At 67.3% G+C, this 16560-nt stretch carries 16 protein-coding genes; 9 read left to right on the plus strand and 7 right to left on the minus strand.

Translation table 11 applies throughout. The features are described 5' to 3' along the window. Nucleotides 1-98: 98 nt before the first annotated feature. Complete coding sequence (locus AC3FJ6_RS24480; RefSeq protein ID WP_153948640.1) at nucleotides 99-470, plus strand: PHA-granule associated protein 4; 372 nt, start codon at nucleotides 99-101, stop codon at nucleotides 468-470. Between the two features lie 106 nt (nucleotides 471-576). Here AC3FJ6_RS24480 and AC3FJ6_RS24485 read toward each other — a convergent pair whose 3' ends face one another. From AC3FJ6_RS24485 to AC3FJ6_RS24495, 3 genes are all read right to left on the minus strand, one after another. Then, a complete protein-coding gene (locus AC3FJ6_RS24485; protein WP_488774091.1) occupies nucleotides 577-1122 on the minus strand; it encodes a hypothetical protein in 546 nt (181 codons plus the stop codon). A 44-nt stretch (nucleotides 1123-1166) separates the two neighbouring features. After that, complete coding sequence (locus tag AC3FJ6_RS24490) at nucleotides 1167-2324, minus strand: acyl-CoA dehydrogenase family protein (RefSeq protein WP_488774092.1); 1158 nt, start codon at nucleotides 2322-2324, stop codon at nucleotides 1167-1169. Nucleotides 2325-2451: 127 nt separating this feature from the next. Beyond that, nucleotides 2452-2781: a hypothetical protein gene (locus AC3FJ6_RS24495; RefSeq protein ID WP_488774093.1), complete on the minus strand. Its 330-nt coding sequence runs from the start codon at nucleotides 2779-2781 to the stop codon at nucleotides 2452-2454. A 386-nt stretch (nucleotides 2782-3167) separates the two neighbouring features. Here AC3FJ6_RS24495 and AC3FJ6_RS24500 point away from each other — a divergent pair, with 386 nt between their 5' ends. From AC3FJ6_RS24500 to AC3FJ6_RS24510, 3 genes are all read left to right on the plus strand, one after another. After that, nucleotides 3168-4481 carry an MFS family transporter gene (locus tag AC3FJ6_RS24500; protein WP_153948642.1) on the plus strand — a complete coding sequence of 438 codons (1314 nt, stop codon included), beginning with the start codon at nucleotides 3168-3170 and terminating at the stop codon, nucleotides 4479-4481. Nucleotides 4482-4566: 85 nt separating this feature from the next. Beyond that, entirely contained in the window at nucleotides 4567-5511 is a 945-nt protein-coding gene (locus AC3FJ6_RS24505; RefSeq protein ID WP_488774094.1) for a LysR family transcriptional regulator, read from the plus strand. A gap of 34 nt (nucleotides 5512-5545) precedes the next feature. Further along, nucleotides 5546-6022 carry an aminoacyl-tRNA deacylase gene (locus AC3FJ6_RS24510; protein ID WP_153948646.1) on the plus strand — a complete coding sequence of 159 codons (477 nt, stop codon included), beginning with the start codon at nucleotides 5546-5548 and terminating at the stop codon, nucleotides 6020-6022. A gap of 32 nt (nucleotides 6023-6054) precedes the next feature. On the opposite strand, the gene eutC is transcribed toward AC3FJ6_RS24510, so the two are convergent. Both eutC and AC3FJ6_RS24520 read right to left on the minus strand, forming a co-directional pair. Continuing rightward, nucleotides 6055-6864 (minus strand): ethanolamine ammonia-lyase subunit EutC, encoded by an 810-nt coding sequence (eutC, locus tag AC3FJ6_RS24515; RefSeq protein ID WP_488774095.1) that lies wholly within the window; start codon nucleotides 6862-6864, stop codon nucleotides 6055-6057. Nucleotides 6865-6882: 18 nt separating this feature from the next. Further along, a complete protein-coding gene (locus tag AC3FJ6_RS24520) occupies nucleotides 6883-8265 on the minus strand; it encodes an ethanolamine ammonia-lyase subunit EutB (RefSeq protein ID WP_488774096.1) in 1383 nt (460 codons plus the stop codon). A gap of 182 nt (nucleotides 8266-8447) precedes the next feature. Between AC3FJ6_RS24520 and AC3FJ6_RS24525 the strand changes: the two genes are divergently transcribed. Further along, nucleotides 8448-9545 (plus strand): AI-2E family transporter, encoded by a 1098-nt coding sequence (locus AC3FJ6_RS24525; protein ID WP_488774097.1) that lies wholly within the window; start codon nucleotides 8448-8450, stop codon nucleotides 9543-9545. A 112-nt stretch (nucleotides 9546-9657) separates the two neighbouring features. Here the strand turns inward: AC3FJ6_RS24525 and AC3FJ6_RS24530 are convergent, their stop codons facing one another. Next, nucleotides 9658-10365: a FadR/GntR family transcriptional regulator gene (locus AC3FJ6_RS24530; protein WP_488774099.1), complete on the minus strand. Its 708-nt coding sequence runs from the start codon at nucleotides 10363-10365 to the stop codon at nucleotides 9658-9660. A gap of 144 nt (nucleotides 10366-10509) precedes the next feature. On the opposite strand from AC3FJ6_RS24530, the gene AC3FJ6_RS24535 reads away from it, so the two are divergent. The 4 genes from AC3FJ6_RS24535 (at nucleotide 10510) to AC3FJ6_RS24550 (ending at nucleotide 15214) form a co-directional block, all read left to right on the plus strand. Continuing rightward, nucleotides 10510-11283 carry a (Fe-S)-binding protein gene (locus AC3FJ6_RS24535; protein ID WP_488774100.1) on the plus strand — a complete coding sequence of 258 codons (774 nt, stop codon included), beginning with the start codon at nucleotides 10510-10512 and terminating at the stop codon, nucleotides 11281-11283. Next, nucleotides 11280-11996, plus strand: a complete 717-nt coding sequence (locus tag AC3FJ6_RS24540; RefSeq protein ID WP_488774101.1) for a LutC/YkgG family protein — start codon at nucleotides 11280-11282, stop codon at nucleotides 11994-11996. The genes AC3FJ6_RS24535 and AC3FJ6_RS24540 overlap by 4 nt, the downstream gene beginning before the upstream one ends. Next, nucleotides 11993-13438: a LutB/LldF family L-lactate oxidation iron-sulfur protein gene (locus AC3FJ6_RS24545; protein ID WP_488774102.1), complete on the plus strand. Its 1446-nt coding sequence runs from the start codon at nucleotides 11993-11995 to the stop codon at nucleotides 13436-13438. Before AC3FJ6_RS24540 ends, AC3FJ6_RS24545 begins: the two co-directional genes overlap by 4 nt. 66 nt (nucleotides 13439-13504) lie before the next feature. Continuing rightward, the gene (locus tag AC3FJ6_RS24550) at nucleotides 13505-15214 is read left to right on the plus strand and encodes a lactate permease LctP family transporter (protein ID WP_488774103.1); all 1710 of its coding nucleotides are present in this window, start codon (nucleotides 13505-13507) and stop codon (nucleotides 15212-15214) included. 155 nt (nucleotides 15215-15369) lie between these two features. On the opposite strand, the gene AC3FJ6_RS24555 is transcribed toward AC3FJ6_RS24550, so the two are convergent. After that, the gene (locus tag AC3FJ6_RS24555) at nucleotides 15370-16536 is read right to left on the minus strand and encodes a CaiB/BaiF CoA transferase family protein (RefSeq protein ID WP_488774104.1); all 1167 of its coding nucleotides are present in this window, start codon (nucleotides 16534-16536) and stop codon (nucleotides 15370-15372) included. Between the last annotated feature and the right edge of the window lie 24 nt (nucleotides 16537-16560).

Raw genomic sequence — 16560 nt, forward strand, 5'->3', positions numbered from 1 at the left:
TGCGGGGGCCGTGTGCGCCGCTGGCGCCTCACGAACCCTTGAGACAAGCGACCGAACACTGTATATTTATACAGTCTTTCTTGAGACTTGAGGTGTGGATGTCAATTGTGCGAGCTGGCAGCAAGGCGGAAGCCCTCAGGCTTCTGGCCTCGGAGCAGGCGCTTGGGCTTGAGCTGGACTATGAGACGGGATGGCAGGACGCCATCGAACTCGGCCGGCTTGGCGAGAAGCGCGGCATCAAGGTGCAATACCGCGGACAGGAAAGTGTCGCCGTCCGCACACCTGAAGCCCTTCAAGCAGGGCTGGGGAGGCCCAAGACCACGTTCCGGCAGCGCAACCTGTACTGCCAGTTCGACCTTGGCCTGCTGGCCGACCGCGACCTGCTGGATCTGGAAGCCAAGGCAACGCGCCTTGGCGACTACATCCTGGCGGGCCATCTGCTCCGCGACGTCGACGCGGTCTGGGCCTGAGCCGGGATCATCGGGTGGCGTCAGCGCCTGACGGCAGGTGACGCGCTGAGTGCCGGAATGACTACCGGGCCGCCTGCCGGGACGACCACCCGGCTAACTGTTGGACTTATTGCCAGACGCGCGTGGCGCCGGCCCAGCGTGCGGCCGCCGAGACGTGCATCAGCGCACAGTCGGCTTCCGTGGCAGGCATGGGAGCCTCGGCAGCCGTCGTCACGTTGGAGCACAGTACCGCCGTGACCAGCGTCTTGATATGTCCGCGCCCGCTATCGGCCAGTTCGACCAGGCGGTCGTAGCCATCGAGCACGATCAGGCTGTCGCCCGCGCGCGGATCGAGGTCCAGCGAATACAGATGGTCGCATTCGCAGCGCATGGTGCCGCCGGCCACCGCCACGACGATGGCACTGGGCAGCGCCAGCCCGCAATCGCGTACCGCGTGGTGAAGGCGGTCCAGATGCGCCTGGGCGCGATAGTCGCGCGCCGAATGTGCCGGCTCGGGGCCGGTTGACAATGCCATCAGCGTGTCTGCCGACACGACCAGCGTGTAGGCCTGCAGCGTGGTGCGATACGTGGCCACCACGGCCCGGAGCCGGTGCACCGCGCCGTGGTCTGCAGCGGCCGCCCCCTGTGGGGCCGCAACCTGGATCTTGCTCATCCTGTCTCCTATCCCCTCGGGTCGGTCCGCTGCTGTCAGCCGGATCAGTCGCGCAGCAGCTGCTTGGCGATGATCAGTTGCTGGATCTGCGTGGTGCCTTCATACAGGCGCAGCAGACGCACGTCGCGGTAGAACCGCTCGGCCTTGTATTCGGCGATATAACCGGCGCCGCCGTGGATCTGCACGGCGCGATCGGCCACGCGGCCCACCATTTCGGTACAGAACATCTTGGTGCAGGACGCCAGCATGCTGACTTCGGGGTCGCTCTGGCCGGCCGGCTTGGCGTCGTAGCGTTGCGCGCAATCGCGCACCATCGACAGGCCGGCGTACAGTTCGGCCTGGCTGTCGGCCAGCATGGCCTGGATCAGCTGGAAGTCGCCAATCGGCTTGCCGAACTGCTTGCGCTCCTTCGCGTAGGCGACGGCATCGGTAATTAGCCGATGTGCCATGCCGCATGCCAGCGCGGAGATATGCAGGCGGCCACGGTCCAGCACCTTCATGGCCGTCTTGAAGCCCACGCCCGGCACGCCGCCGATGATGTTGGCAGCCGGCACGCGCACGTTTTCCAGCACCACGTCGCACGTCTTGGTGCCGCGCTGGCCCATCTTCTTGTCGGGCTTGCCCAGCGAGATGCCCGGCGTGTCGGCCGGGACGATGAAGGACGAAATGCCCGAGGCGCCCTGGCCGCCCGTGCGGGCCATCAGCGTGAAGGCGCCGGCGCGCGGCGCGTTGGTGATGAACCGCTTGGTGCCGTTGATGACGTAGTGGTCGCCATCGAGCTCGGCACGCGTCTGCAGCGATGCGGCGTCCGAACCGGCGTTCGGCTCGGTCAGCGCGAAGGAGATGACCAGCTCGCCACTGGCGATCTTGGGCAGGTAGGTCTGCTTCTGCTCCTCGGTGCCCTCCATCAGGATGCCCTGCGAGCCGATGCCCACGTTGGTGCCGAAGACTGAGCGGAACGCGAAGGCCGTATGGCCGAGGTCATAGACCACATCGCATTCCTGCGACATCGACAGGCCGATGCCACCGTAGTTTTCCGGGATGGAGATGCCGAACAGGCCCATCTCCTTCATGTCGGCCACGATGTCGGCCGGCACGTCATCGAGTTCCTCAAGGATATCTTCGGCCGGCTTCAGGCGCTCATCGATGAAACGCTGCACCGAGGCGCGCAGCAGGGAAAAGGATTCGGCGTCGAGGGCCATGACAGTCTCCGGGTGAGTCGGTACGACAACAATGGCCGCCAATGGTACGCCGACCATCGATTTTGACAATCCACGCCAACTTGGACAGAACCGTCAAGATAATTTGACAATTAGCAAACCGGCCCTATTAGTCACATTTCTTCCGGGCCAGCTTTTCCCGGGTGTAACCATGGCCCACTCGCAGCTGGTGCTCGATCTCGTCGGCCTGGTCGAGGCAGGAAAACACGAGGTCATCCCGGAATTTCTGCGTCACGCCCTTGAGCCGGGGGGCGTCATAGGAAATCTGCCGCGCACGGCAGCGCAGGAACAGCAGCGTCTCCTCGGAAGCCGTCCGCAATTGCGCCTGGTTGATGCGCTGGCACTGCACGAGGTTGGGATCGCCCTCGGCAAGTACGCCCGCGGCGGGCAGCCACAGCAAAGGTGCCAGCAGGAAGGGCAGGAGACGCGGATTGGTCATGGACAAGGGGTCGAAAGGCGCGGCGTTCAGCATCGCCCTGCATGATTGCGCAGCCGTGCGGCCCACGCAAGTTTGCCCGGCGGCGACGGCCACCCGCCCGGATTTTCATGCCGGGAGGGCGCGCTTTGTAAAAACTCTTTCCAGCCCATCGGACAATGCGGCGCAAAACCGCTGGTGGCAAGGCATTTGCAACAGGGCCAGGGCGATTGCGAAAGCCGCCCCCCTTGGGAGGCAGGCCGTTCCGCGCTACGCTAGGCGGGCACACGGGCCCGGATTTGCGACGCCCCAGGCCGGCTGGCGGTTTTGCCGGTCCACGTCGTACCTCGCTCTCCTGGTCCGTATCCCCCAGCGGCGCCCCCGCCGCCAAGTCAAGAACAGAAGGTCCTATGACAGACATCGCCTCCTCCGCCGTCAACGGCACGGCACCGTCCCCCGAAGAAACCAGAAAGCGCGTCTTTGCCATTGTGGCTGCGTCGTCGGGCAACCTCGTGGAGTGGTTCGACTTCTATATCTACGCCTTCAGCGCGATCTATTTCGCGCCGGCCTTCTTCCCGAAAGGCGACCCCACGGCACAACTGCTGAATACTGCCGGTGTGTTCGCGGCGGGCTTCCTGATGCGACCGATCGGCGGCTGGCTGTTCGGCCGTATCGCCGACCGTAACGGCCGCAAGAATTCGCTGCTGATCTCGGTGGTCATGATGTGCTTCGGCTCGCTGCTGATCGCCTGTCTGCCCACCTACGAGACCATCGGCAACTGGGCGCCGGCGCTGCTGCTGGTGGCACGGCTGCTGCAGGGCCTGTCGGTCGGCGGCGAATACGGCACCACCGCCACGTACATGAGCGAAGTGGCGCTCAAGGGCCGACGCGGCTTCTTCTCGTCGTTCCAGTACGTGACGCTGATCGGCGGCCAGCTGCTGGCTGTGCTGGTCATCGTGCTGCTGGAGCAAATGCTGACCGAAGCCCAACTGAAGTCCTACGGCTGGCGCATCCCGTTCGTGGTGGGCGCCATCACTGCCGTGGTGGCCCTGTTGCTGCGCCGCACGCTGCATGAGACCACCACCGCGCAGCAGCGCAACAGCAAGGGCGCCGGCACGGTGAGCGAGATCTTCCGGCACCACAAGGCCGCGTTCTTCACGGTGCTCGGTTATACCGCCGGCGGTTCGCTGATCTTCTACACGTTCACCACGTATATGCAGAAGTTCCTGGTCAACACGGCCCACCTGCCGATCAAGACCACCAGCTACGTGATGACGGTCTGCCTGTTTCTCTACATGTGCATGCAGCCGCTGTTCGGCGCGCTGTCCGACCGCATCGGCCGCCGCCACAACATGATGCTGTTCGGTGCGCTCGGCGCCATTGCCACGGTACCGATCCTGACCGCGCTGAAGACGGTGTCGAGCCCCGAAATGGCCGGCCTGCTGATCTGCGTGGCCCTGGCCATCGTCAGCTTCTACACGTCGATCAGCGGCATCGTGAAGGCCGAAATGTTCCCGCCCGAAGTGCGCGCGCTGGGCGTGGGCCTGGCCTATGCCATCGCCAATGCGCTGTTCGGCGGTACGGCCGAATACGTGGCGCTGGCCCTGAAAAAGGCGGGCCAGGAGGACACGTTCTACTGGTACGTGACCGCCATGATGGTCATCGCATTCCTGGTCAGCCTGCGCTTGCCACGCCAGGCAAAGTATCTGCATCACGAGCACTGACGCCAGCGCCGGGACGCGCGCCGTTGCCGCCATGGCAAACTGAGGGGCCTTCGGGTCCCTTTTTCATTCCCGCGCCAGTCTCGCCATGGATCTCAACGCCCTGCGCCTGTTCGTCGATATCGTCGACGCGGGCAATCTCAGCGCCGCCGCGCGCAAGCTCAAGATGACGCGCGCCAATGTCAGCTACCACCTCAAGGCACTGGAGGAGGAACTGGGCGTGCAACTGCTGCGCCGGACCACGCGCCACGTGGAACCCACGCCCGTCGGCGCTGGGCTCTACGAGCACGGCCGCAACATCCTCGGCGAAGTGGCGGCCGCCAATGCGCTGATCAGCAGCATGGGCAAGAGCCTGCAGGGCCATGTGCGGCTGTCGGTACCCACCGGCCTGGGGCACGCCATGCTGTCGCCGCTGCTGGTGCAGTTCAAGCAACGCTATCCCGACATCACACTCGACGTGGTGTTCGACAACCGCATCCACAACCTCGTGTCCGAGGATGTCGAGGTGGCGCTTCGCATCATCTCGACGCCGCCGGATTCGGTCGTGGCCACCGAGATCGGCACGGTCGACTGGATTGTCTGCGGCGCGCCGTCCTATCTGGCGGGCCGGCCGATGCCGGCGGTGCTGGCCGACCTTGGCGCCCATGCCATCGTCTGCGCATCGCCGATTGGCCAGAAACTGAAGGCTTCGGGTATCCGCCACGCCACCGGGGCGCGCGAACAGGTGGTGCTGGCGCCCACGCTGAGTTCGGAGAACTTCGCGTTCCTGAAGGATGCCGTGGTCAGCGGGCTTGGCATCGGCATCTTCCCGCTCTACGCGGTCGGCAAGGATCTGGCGGACGGCACGCTCGTGCCGCTGCTGCCCGACTATCGCATCAGCGTGTTCGGCAGCAAGCTCTACATGCTGACCATGCCCAACCGCTACCAGACCATGGCCACCCGCTACCTGCTGACCTTCCTGAAGACCGAGCTGCAGGCAATCTGGCCTCGCATGCGCGGCGACAGTGCCTATAGTGAGAACACTCAGGACTAAACCGCGCCCTCCCTGCGCGGGAAGGAAGACGATCATGGCAATGGCAGGCACCCTGGCTGGCCGGCTCAGCCGCATGAACAGCCGGTTCGACATCATTCGTCACCCCTACAGTCTCAGCAGCATGGCCACGGCGCACGCGGCACACGTACCGGGGCATCGTCTGGCCAAGACGTTGCTGCTGGAAGATGAAGGCGGCTACGTGGCCGCCGTGATCCCGTCGAACCACCATCTGCAGCTATCGGCCCTGTGCGACATGACGGGCCGCAAACTGGTACTGGCGCACGAGGACGAAATCCGCGAGGTCTTCAAGGATTGCGATCTCGGCGCCATCCCGCCGTGCGCGATGTCGTACGGCATGCAGACCTATGTCGACGAAAGCCTGTTCGCCGAACCCGAAGTCTGGTTCGAGGCGGGCGACCATCTGGAACTGGTTCACATGGACCGCGACCAGTTCATGATGCTGATGGAAGACGCGCAGCGCGGCAGGTTCTCGCGCGTGATGATGTCGTAGCCCTTGTAGCCCTTGTAGCCCTCCCGGGCGCATCACCCCCCTGGCAGCGTCGCCGCACTGGCGGCGCTGTCGTCTTTCAGGTCCACCCCGGACCGCCCCAGCGCCACGGCCCCACGTAGCAAAAACGCCAGACGGTCAGCCGCCTGCGCATAGGGAAGCCCTTCCGGGCGCACGTTCGAGATGCAGTTGCGCTGCGCGTCGGTGCGACCGACACGCGGATCGTAGGTCAGGTAGATGCCGAGACTGTCCGGCGAACTGAGCCCCGGGCGCTCGCCGATCAGCATCACCACCTGACGCGCCTGCAGCCGTTCGCCGATCTCGTCGCCCAGGGCCACGCGTGCCTGCCGGGCCACCACCACCGGGCCGGTCCGCCATGCCGGCAGCCGCGCCAACACGGCCTGCAGCAGCGGCACCGCGTGGCGTTGGGCGGCCAGCGCGGACAGGCCATCGGCGATCACGAACACCACGTCGAACGGCTGGGCATCGGCCCCGGTATCGCCCCGGTTATCGCCCCCGGTGTCGGCCGCCAGCGCCGCGCGGCTGTCGTCGTCGAGCCGGCGGCCCAGATCCGGGCGACGCAGGTACTGGTCGCGGTCCTGCGCGGCGCTGTGGACATGCACGGTGTCCAGCCCGGCATCCCGCAGCGCCGCGTCGATGGCCTGGGTATCGAGCGGCAGGTGTACCGCATCGCGTGCCTGCGCGTGGGCCAGGCCGAACGCCAGCACGGTTTCGGTGGTCTGGGCATGGCCGGTGCGGCCGATGGCCACACGGGCGCGCGTGAACTGGCGCAGGCGTTGCCAGGGATCGGCGGGATGCTCCGGGGGTGCTGGACGATTCGGCATCGATGTCTCCTGATCGGGTCACAGCGAGTCGGCCATGCTCAGCAGCGGCTGGCGCGCGGAAGGTGCCAGCAGGCGGCCGGCGCTGTCCAGCATGCCCATGCGCTGCAGCCATGCCTCGAACTCCGGGGCGGGCCGCAGGCCCAGCACCTCGCGCAGGTACAGCGCATCGTGAAACGACGTGCTCTGGTAATTCAGCATGATGTCGTCGGCGCCCGGCACGCCCATGATGAAGTTGATGCCGGCCACGCCGAACAGCGTCAGCAGCGTGTCCATGTCGTCCTGGTCGGCCTCGGCGTGGTTCGTGTAGCAGACGTCGCAGCCCATCGGCACGCCCAGCAGCTTGCCGCAGAAATGGTCCTCCAGGCCGGCCCGGATGATCTGCTTGCCATCGTAGAGATACTCGGGGCCGATAAAGCCCACCACCGTATTGACCAGCAACGGCTCGAAGCGCCGCGCCACGGCATAGGCGCGGGCCTCCATGGTCTGCTGGTCGATCCCGTGGTGGGCGTTGGCCGACAGCGCGCTGCCCTGGCCGGTCTCGAAGTACATCACGCTGTGGCCCACCGTGCCGCGCGCCAGCGATAGCGCCGCCTGGCGCGCCTCGTCCAGCAGCGCCAGCGAGATGCCGAACGCCGCGTTGGCGGCCTGGCTGCCGGCCACCGACTGGAACACCAGGTCAACGGGCGCGCCCTGCTCCATGGCCCGCAGCGTATGGGTGACGTGGGTCAGCACGCACGATTGCGTGGGCACGTCGTAGCGCGTCCGGATATCGTCGATCAGCTTCAGCAGCGTGACGATGGTGCCCAGGTTGTCGCCGGCCGGATTGACGCCGATCGTGGCGTCGCCGCACCCGTAGAGCAGCCCATCGACGATGGACGCCGCGATGCCGCGCGGGTCGTCGGTCGGATGGTTGGGCTGCAGCCGCACGGCCAGGCGGCCGGGCAGGCCGATCGTGCCGCGAAAGCGCGTCACCACCTGGCATTTGCGCGCCACCGCCACCAGGTCCTGGTTGCGCATCAGCTTGCTGACGGCCGCCGCCATCTCCGGGGTGATACCGGGTGCCACCCGTGCCAGCGTGGCCGAATCGGTCTCGTGGCGCAGCAGCCAGTTGCGGAAGTCGCCCACGGTCAGGCTGGCGATCTCGGCAAAGGCCGCCGCATCGTGGCTGTCGACGATCAGCCGCGTGACCTCGTCGTCCTCGTACGGAATCAGCGCCTCGGTCAGGCAGCGGGCCAGCGGCATGTCGGCCAGCGCCATGCGGGCGGCCATCCGCTCTTCCTCGCTGGCGGCGGCGATGCCGGCCAGCGCGTCGCCCGAGCGCGCGGGGCTGGCGCGGGCCAGCAGCGTGCGCAGGTCGGCAAACACATGCCGGCGGACGCCGACGGTCTGGGTAAAGGCCATGGCAGGCGGTCTCCTGGCGCGGCTGCGCCGTCTTCTGCTCCCCAATATAGGCCACGGCGACGATGCAAGTTCCACGCCCGGAGCGGGCAGGATCGCTTGTCTGCGCAAGCTGTCTTGCCATTGTTACGCGCCACGTCGACAATCCGCCTACTCATTCCAATTCAATCGTGCTCAGCCGAGACATGCCGCAGCTGGAAAACCCGGAAGACCGCGCCAACCATGGCGCCCTGAACGACGCCACGTCCTCATCCCCGCCCTCCCCGTCATCGGCCCGCCCGCGCCTGGCGCCGGGAAGCGGGTTCAGCGTCACGGCGGTGTCCTATGTCCTGACCGCCGGCGCGCTGCTGCTGGTCATGCATGCCAACCTGGTGGCGGCGCTGCTGGCGGGGCTGCTGCTGTATTCGCTGGTCGACGTGCTGGCGCCCCGCCTGACCCATTCCCGGCGCGATGCGCTGGCCGTGGCCATCCTGTCCGCCATCATCGTGCTGGCCCTGACCGGCGGCATCTGGGCGCTGGTGCATTTCCTGAACGTGGACAGCGCCACCGTCGAGCGGCTGCTGGACCATGCCGCCGACATCATCGACCAGTCCCGGACCCAGCTGCCCACCTGGCTGAGCGATTACCTGCCCAGCGGCACCGAGGAACTGGTCACCACGCTGCTGGGCGCCATGCGCGAGCATGCCCAGATGGCGCAGCGGCTGGGCACCGATATCCTCCGCACCCTGCTGCATATCCTGCTGGGCCTGATCATCGGCGCCATGGTCGCGCTGTACCGCGCCATTTCACGGCCCAACCGCCGGCCGCTGGCCGGGGCGCTGATCGACCGCGCGCGCACGCTGCAGCAGTCGTTCGCCCAGTTCATCTTCGCCCAGATCCAGATCTCGTCGATCAACACCATCCTGACGTCGATCTACCTGCTGGTGGCGCTGCCGCTGTTCCACCAGCACCTGCCGCTGTCCAAGACACTGGTGGCCATCACCTTCGTTGCCGGGCTGCTGCCGGTGCTGGGCAACCTGATCTCGAACACGGCCATCGTGATCGCGTCGCTGTCGGTGTCGCTGCCGATCGCCATCGTGTCGCTGTTCTTCCTCGTGGTGATCCACAAGCTCGAATACTTCCTGAACGCCCGCATCATCGGCGCGCGTATACAGGCGGCCGCGTGGGAGCTGTTGACGGTGATGCTGGTGATGGAAACGCTGTACGGCATCCCCGGCGTGATTGCCGGACCGATCTTCTACGCCTACGCGAAGCGCGAGCTGACGAATTCCGGGCTGGTGTAACCCGCCGCGCCAAGTCCCTGATTCCATTGGGAACGGGTACGCAGCAACTGGTACGACCAATTACGGCCGACAGCGCCCGCAAGCCGCCCGGCCGCGCCCCAACGGCGCCCGCTCAGGCGCTTTCGCCGTCCACCTTGCTGCGCACGAAGTCGATATGGGTCTGCATGGCCGTGCGCGCCTCTTCGGGCCGGCGCGCCAGGATGGCTTCGCATAGCGTGCGGTGCTGGCGCAGCAGCAGGTCCGACGATTCCCCGTCGGCCTCGCGCAGCCCGGTGCCGTTGATCGTGATGTGTTCGCGCAACATGCCGATCACGCTCGTATGCAGGTGCAGGAACATGGTGTTGTGCGACGCCTGTGCAATCGCGTCGTGCAGCTTCGCGTCGGCATCGGCCTCGGCGCCCTTGTCGTCGGCCTTGCGCGATCGCTCCAGTTCCTTGAGCAGGGCACGTATACGCTTCAGATCGGCAGCGTTGGCGCGCAGCGCGGCAAAGTAGGCGGTGGCGCCCTCCAGCACCCGGCGGAACTCCAGGATGTCGTCGCGCAGCGCCGGGTGGTCGGCCACCAGCTGGCCCCAGGGCGACGCAATGCCGGTGCGCAGCTGATCGGTGACGTATACGCCGGCGCCGCGCCGGCTCTGAAGCAGCCCGCGCGCCGCCAGCCGCTGGATGGCCTCGCGGATCGTGTTGCGCGCCACCGCGTACTGCTCGGCCAGCACCCGTTCGGCGGGCAGGCGGGTGCCCACGGGCCAGGTGCCGTCCAGCAACGCGGTCTCCATCCTGCGCATGATGTCTTCCACGCGGTTGCGTGCGCTGCCCCCCATCGTTCCCCTTCCCAGTCCCCTGTTGCCGGCCCCGCTCGCCATATTGGTCCAACCAATTTGTGCTCCGGCGCGGGAGCGGGAATTATGCGCTCAAAAATGCCGCAAAGCGCGTCACCCGCGCCGGCGCCATACCGGAGGCAGACAATGCAATCCAGGCAATACCCCACGACCGCCCCGCAACAGGTCTATCTGTTCGGCACCTGTCTCGTCGACCTGTTCGTTCCACAAGCCGGCCTCGACGCCGTGCGTCTGCTGGAGCGCGAAGGCCTGACCGTCCACTTTCCACGCGGCCAGAGCTGCTGCGGGCAGCCGGCCTACAGCAGCGGCAATCCCGAGCAGGCCCGCAAGGTGGCGCGCGCCCAGCTGGAACTGTTCCGCGAACCCTGGCCGATCATCGTGCCGTCGGGATCGTGTGGCGGCATGATGCGCCACCACTGGCCGACGCTGTTCGCCGATGACCCGGGCGCCAGCCAGCTGACCAGCGACATCGCTGGGCGGGTCTACGAACTTGCGGAATTCCTGCTCCATGTGCTGCATGTGCGCTTTGATGACGTGCCGGCCGGCGATCACGAACGCGTGGTGCTGCATACCTCGTGCGCCGCACGGCGAGAAATGGGTACGCGGGCCCATGGCGTGGCGCTGGTCGATGCGCTGCCGGGCGTGACCCGCGTCGAGCACGTGCGGGAATCGGAATGCTGCGGCTTTGGCGGCACGTTCTCGCTCAAGCACGCCGATATCTCGGGCGCCATGGTGCGCGACAAGGTGGCTTCCGCCTGCGCCACCGGCTGCGACCGCCTCGTGTCAGCCGATTGCGGCTGCCTGCTCAATATCGGCCACGCCGCGGCCCATGCGGGCGCCCCGCTGCCGGTGGAGCACCTGGCCTCGTTTCTCTGGCGCCGTACCGGAGGTGCCGCATGACCGCCATGACCGCCCGCGAGCGCATGCTGGGCCGTCTGCGCGCCGCCGTGCCCGCTTCCGGATCCACCCTGGCCACGGACACCGCCGCGCTGGATCGCCGCATCGACGCCCATTTCGACACCCGGCGCGGCGAGCGCCCATCGTTGGACGCCATGGTCGCGTCCATGCAGGCCGCGTTGCGCGCGTCGCATGCCGAGGTGTTCTGTACCGACGCCGCCGACTGGCCCGCCTGGGTGGCGACGCGGCTCGCCGCCGAAGGCGTGCGCCGGCTGCTGCTGGATACCGCCCGCCCCGAAGGCGGCGCTTTGGCGCAGGCGCTGCCGGCCGGCATCGCCACGCGGGATTTCGACCGCCCGATCGACGCATGGAAGGCCGAGCTGTTCGATACCGTCGATGCCGGCTTCACGGTCGCCCGCTCGGGCCTGGCCGCCACCGGCACGCTGGTGCTGGCCCCCGATGCCGGGTCGCCGCGCACGATGTCGCTGGTGCCGCCGATCCATATCGCGCTGGTCTACGCCTCCACGCTGCATCCCGACCTGCACAGCGCCGTGCGTGCCGAACGCTGGACCGATGGCATGCCCACCAACCTGGTGATGGTGTCGGGCCCGTCCAAGACCTCCGATATCCAGCAGACGCTGGCCTACGGCGCCCATGGCCCGCGTCAGCTTTGGGTGGTCATCGTCAACGATCACGCCGGAGGCGCCGCACAATGAGCCAGCAGACCCTGCATTTCGTTCCCGCCGCCGACTTCCGTGCCCGGGCGCGCGAGGCGCTCGACGATCCCAAGTTGCGCCAGAGCTTTCGCGGCGCGATGGATTTCCTGCAGCAGAAGCGCGCCGTGCAGTTTCCCGACGGGGACGAGCTGGAACACCTGCGCGACCTCGGCGAAGCGGTGCGCCAGCACGCTCTGGCCAACCTGCCCGACCTGCTGACGCAGCTCGAAGCCAACCTGACCGGGGCCGGCGTGCAGGTCCATTGGGCCGAGACGGCCGACGAGGCCAACGCGATCATCCATCGCATCGCCCAGACCCACGCCGCGAAGCGCGTGATCAAGGGCAAGTCGATGGCCAGCGAGGAAATGGAGCTGAACCATTACCTGGCCGAACGCGGCATCGACTGCATCGAATCGGACATGGGCGAGTACATCGTCCAGATGGCCGGCGAGAAGCCGTCGCACATCGTCATGCCGGCGATCCACAAGACCAAGGCCGATATCGCCACGCTGTTCGAACAGCACATCCCGGACACGCCCTACACCGAAGACGTGGACGCACTGATCCAGACCGGCCGGCGCGCGTTGCGCCAGGCGTTCGTGGAAGCCGACATCGGCCTGTCGGGCGTGAACTTCGCGGCGGCCGACACCGGCACGCTGTGGCTGGTGGAGAACGAAGGCAACGGCCGCCTTTCCACCACCGTGCCCAACGTGCACGTGGCCGTCATGGGCATGGAAAAGGTGGTGGCCAGCCTGGCGCATATCGTGCCGCTGTCGAGCCTGCTGACGCGCTCGGCCACCGGCCAGGCCATCACGACCTACTTCAACCTGATTTCCGGCCCGCGCCAGCCCGGCCAGATGGATGGCCCGCGCGAAGTGCACCTGGTGCTGCTCGACAACGGCCGCAGCCAGGCCTATGCCGACGCGCAGCTGCGCGCCACGCTGCAGTGCATCCGCTGCGGCGCATGCATGAACCATTGCCCGGTCTATACGCGCATCGGCGGCCACGCCTATGGCACGACCTATCCGGGCCCGATCGGCAAGATCATCTCGCCCCATCTGCTGGGTCTCGACGCCACGGCTGACCTGCCGACCGCATCGAGCCTGTGCGGCGCCTGCGGCGAGGTGTGCCCGGTGCGCATTCCGATTCCGCAACTGCTGGTGCGGCTGCGTACCGAAGCGAACCGCAACCCCGACGAGGCCGTGCCGCATCCGCTGAAGGGCCAGGGCGCCAAGTACAGCAGGCGCGAACACCTGGTGTGGCGCTTCTGGAGCGGGGCGTTCGCGCATCCGGCCGCCTACCGCGTGTTCCGCTGGGCCGCCACGCGGCTGCGCGCCTTCACGCCGGCAGCGCAGATGGGGTGGACCCAGCACCGCAAGCCGCTGACGCCGGCACCCAGGAGCCTGTCGGACCTGCTGGCCGAACGGAACCAGCCCGGGTAGCGGCGCCGGCACCCGCGCCGCCACCACAAGAATTCAAGAACCCAAACACCAACGAGGAGACATCCCGTGCAACCCTGGACCCAGCTCTATACGCCGCTGGGCAGCCTCTGGCTGTCCGCGCTCGCCGCCGCGGTACCCATCCTGTTCTTCTTCGTCGCGCTGGCCGTGCTGCGCATGAAAGGCCACGTGGCGGCCGCCGTCACGCTGGCGCTGGCACTGGCCGTGGCGATCTTCGCCTACGGCATGCCCGCGCAGCAGGCCTTTGCCGCCGCCGGATTCGGCTTTGCCTACGGGCTGTGGCCCATCGCCTGGATCATCGTCACGGCGGTGTTCCTGTACAAGATCGTCGTGAAGACCGGGCAGTTCGACGTGATCCGTGCGTCGGTGCTGTCGATCACCGACGACCAGCGCCTGCAGATGCTGCTGATCGGCTTCGCGTTCGGCGCGTTCCTGGAAGGCGCGGCCGGCTTTGGCGCGCCGGTGGCCATTACCGCCGCGCTGCTGGTGGGCCTGGGCTTCAACCCGCTGTACGCGGCCGGGCTCTGCCTGATCGCCAACACGGCGCCGGTGGCCTTCGGCGCGATGGGCATCCCCATCATCGTCGCGGGCCAGGTCACCGGCATCGACCCGATGCACATTGGCGCGATGGCCGGCCGCCAGCTGCCGCTGCTGTCGCTGGCCGTGCCGTTCTGGCTGGTGTTCATGATGGATGGCTGGAAGGGCGTGCGCGAGACGTGGCCCGCCGCGTTCGTGGTGGGCGGCAGCTTCGCGGTGACGCAGTACTTCACGTCGAACCACATCGGGCCCGAGCTGCCGGATATCACGTCCGCACTGGTCAGCCTCATCGCGCTGGCGTCGTTCCTGCGCGTGTGGCAGCCGCGTTCGGCATCGCAGGCGGCACGAGGCGCGTCCGCCGGCACGATGTCGGGCGGCACGGTGGCCATGGCCGGCTTTGGCGGCGGCATGGGCGCGCCGTCGAACCGCAGGCCGTCGCCGTACACGTTCGGCCAGACCGTGCGCGCCTGGGCGCCGTTCGGCATCCTGACGGCCATTGTCACGGTGTGGAGCCTGCCATCGTTCAAGGCGCTGTTTGCCGGCAACGGGGCGCTGGCCGGCTCGGTGCTCAAGTTCAAGGTGCCGATGCTGGACCAGCTCGTCATCAAGGCCGCGCCAATCGTGGCATCGCCCAAGCCTTACGAGGCCGTGCTGAAGCTCGACCTGCTGTCGGCCGTGGGCACCGCCATCCTGCTGACAGCGGTCATCTCGGTGGCGCTGCTGCGCATGAAGCCGCGCGACGCCATCGCCACGTTCTTCGAAACGCTGCTGGAACTGCGCCGCCCGGTGCTGTCGATCGGCCTGGTGCTGGCATTTGCCTTCGTGGCCAACTACTCGGGCATGTCATCCACGCTGGCGCTGCTGCTGGCCGGTACCGGCGCCGCGTTCCCGTTCTTCTCGCCGCTGCTGGGCTGGCTGGGCGTGTTCCTGACCGGCTCGGACACGTCGTCGAACGCGCTGTTCTGCTCGCTGCAGCACACCACGGCGCACCAGATCGGCGTGTCGGACACGCTGCTGGTGGCCGCCAACACCACGGGCGGCGTGACGGGCAAGATGATCTCGCCACAGTCGATCGCAGTGGCCTGCGCGGCAACCGGCCTGGTGGGCAAAGAATCGGAGCTGTTCCGCTTCACGGTCAAGCACAGCCTGCTGTTCGCGTTCATCGTGGGCGTGATCACGATGATCCAGGCTTACTGGCTGACGGGGATGATTCCGGGGTGAGCGACACCGCTTGTTATGCGCTCCCCTCGCCCATTTATGGGAGAGGGGTGGGGAGAGGGCGTTGAGGTTCACATTGCGACGTGTCGTGGTTTGAACTGCTGGCCCTCTCCCCCAACCCCTCTCCCGCTGTGCGGGAGAGGGGAGCAACAGCCACCTCAATCGTTCGCCGCTTCTCTCGGCAGGAACGCATTGCCCTCCGTCAGCGGCGCATACCGGTAGGTGGCCGGCGTGCGGCTCAGCTTGACCGGGGCGCCCAGCCCCTTGTAGCCGCCGGGCATTTCCACCACCATCTCGCGGTGCGCGGTGTGCGGATGTGTCAGCGCGTCGGGCACCGACAGCACGGGCGCGCACGGCACGCCGGCCGCCGACAGTTCGTCGGCCAGCGCCTTGCCGTCCCACGCGGCCAGCTTCGATTCCAGCGTGCCCTTGAGCTCCGCCCGGTTGACCGAGCGCGCGCCGGCCGTGGCAAAGCGTTCGTCGTCGGCCAGTTCCGCCACGCCGATGTGCTCGCAGAAGATCCGGAACTGCCGGTCGTTGCCCACCGCCAGGAAGATCGGATCGGTCGCCGTGGCCACCGTGTCGTAAGGGTAGATGTTGGGATGCGCGTTGCCGGTGCGGCCCGGCGTCTTGCCGCTCATGAACCAGTTGGCCGCGTGCGGATGCAGCAGCGACAGGCCGGAGTCATACAGCGCCGCCTCGACGAACTGCCCGCGCCCGCTGCGCTCGCGCTCCTGCAGCGCCAGCAGCACGCCCAGCGCCGCGTTCAGGCCCGTCACCATGTCGACCACCGGCAAACCCACGCGCAGCGGGTCGCGGTCGGGTTCGCCATTGATGCTCATGATGCCGGCCATCGCCTGGATGGCAGCGTCGTAGCCGGGCAGGCCGCCCAGCGGGCCATCGGCACCGAAGCCCGACACGCGGCAATGCACCAGGCGCGGAAAACGCTGCGACAGCGCGTCGTAGCCCAGCCCCCATTTCTCCATCGTGCCGGTCTTGAAATTCTCGACCAGCACATCGGCATCGGCCAGCAGGGCCAGCAGCACCGCGCGGTCGGCGTCGGCGCTCAGGTCCAGCTTCATCACGCGCTTGTTGCGGTTCAGGCCGAAGTAGTACGACGCCACGCCGTCGCGGAACGGCGGCCCCCAGGTGCGCGTGTCGTCGCCCTGCGGCGGTTCGATCTTGAGCACGTCGGCGCCGTGATCTCCCAGGATCTGCCCGCAGAACGGGCCGCCCAGGATGCGTGACAAATCCACTACGCGGATGCCGGCCAGCGCGCCGCTCGTGCTGCTCTTGCCGCTGATGCCGGTTTGGGATGGCGTCATGTCTCTTCCTTGTGATGCTGTTGT

It is taken from the genome of Cupriavidus sp. 94F1 (assembly GCF_057798875.1).

Excerpts from the sequence above, each read along its gene's own strand:
- AC3FJ6_RS24480 (WP_153948640.1), top strand. The coding sequence starts at position 99 with ATGTCAATTGTGCGAGCTGGCAGCAAGGCGGAAGCCCTCAGGCTTCTG.
- AC3FJ6_RS24485 (WP_488774091.1), bottom strand. The coding sequence starts at position 1,122 with ATGAGCAAGATCCAGGTTGCGGCCCCACAGGGGGCGGCCGCTGCAGAC.
- AC3FJ6_RS24490 (WP_488774092.1), bottom strand. The coding sequence starts at position 2,324 with ATGGCCCTCGACGCCGAATCCTTTTCCCTGCTGCGCGCCTCGGTGCAG.
- AC3FJ6_RS24495 (WP_488774093.1), bottom strand. The coding sequence starts at position 2,781 with ATGACCAATCCGCGTCTCCTGCCCTTCCTGCTGGCACCTTTGCTGTGG.
- AC3FJ6_RS24500 (WP_153948642.1), top strand. The coding sequence starts at position 3,168 with ATGACAGACATCGCCTCCTCCGCCGTCAACGGCACGGCACCGTCCCCC.
- AC3FJ6_RS24505 (WP_488774094.1), top strand. The coding sequence starts at position 4,567 with ATGGATCTCAACGCCCTGCGCCTGTTCGTCGATATCGTCGACGCGGGC.
- AC3FJ6_RS24510 (WP_153948646.1), top strand. The coding sequence starts at position 5,546 with ATGGCAATGGCAGGCACCCTGGCTGGCCGGCTCAGCCGCATGAACAGC.
- eutC (WP_488774095.1), bottom strand. The coding sequence starts at position 6,864 with ATGCCGAATCGTCCAGCACCCCCGGAGCATCCCGCCGATCCCTGGCAA.
- AC3FJ6_RS24520 (WP_488774096.1), bottom strand. The coding sequence starts at position 8,265 with ATGGCCTTTACCCAGACCGTCGGCGTCCGCCGGCATGTGTTTGCCGAC.
- AC3FJ6_RS24525 (WP_488774097.1), top strand. The coding sequence starts at position 8,448 with ATGCCGCAGCTGGAAAACCCGGAAGACCGCGCCAACCATGGCGCCCTG.
- AC3FJ6_RS24530 (WP_488774099.1), bottom strand. The coding sequence starts at position 10,365 with ATGGGGGGCAGCGCACGCAACCGCGTGGAAGACATCATGCGCAGGATG.
- AC3FJ6_RS24535 (WP_488774100.1), top strand. The coding sequence starts at position 10,510 with ATGCAATCCAGGCAATACCCCACGACCGCCCCGCAACAGGTCTATCTG.
- AC3FJ6_RS24540 (WP_488774101.1), top strand. The coding sequence starts at position 11,280 with ATGACCGCCATGACCGCCCGCGAGCGCATGCTGGGCCGTCTGCGCGCC.
- AC3FJ6_RS24545 (WP_488774102.1), top strand. The coding sequence starts at position 11,993 with ATGAGCCAGCAGACCCTGCATTTCGTTCCCGCCGCCGACTTCCGTGCC.
- AC3FJ6_RS24555 (WP_488774104.1), bottom strand. The coding sequence starts at position 16,536 with ATGACGCCATCCCAAACCGGCATCAGCGGCAAGAGCAGCACGAGCGGC.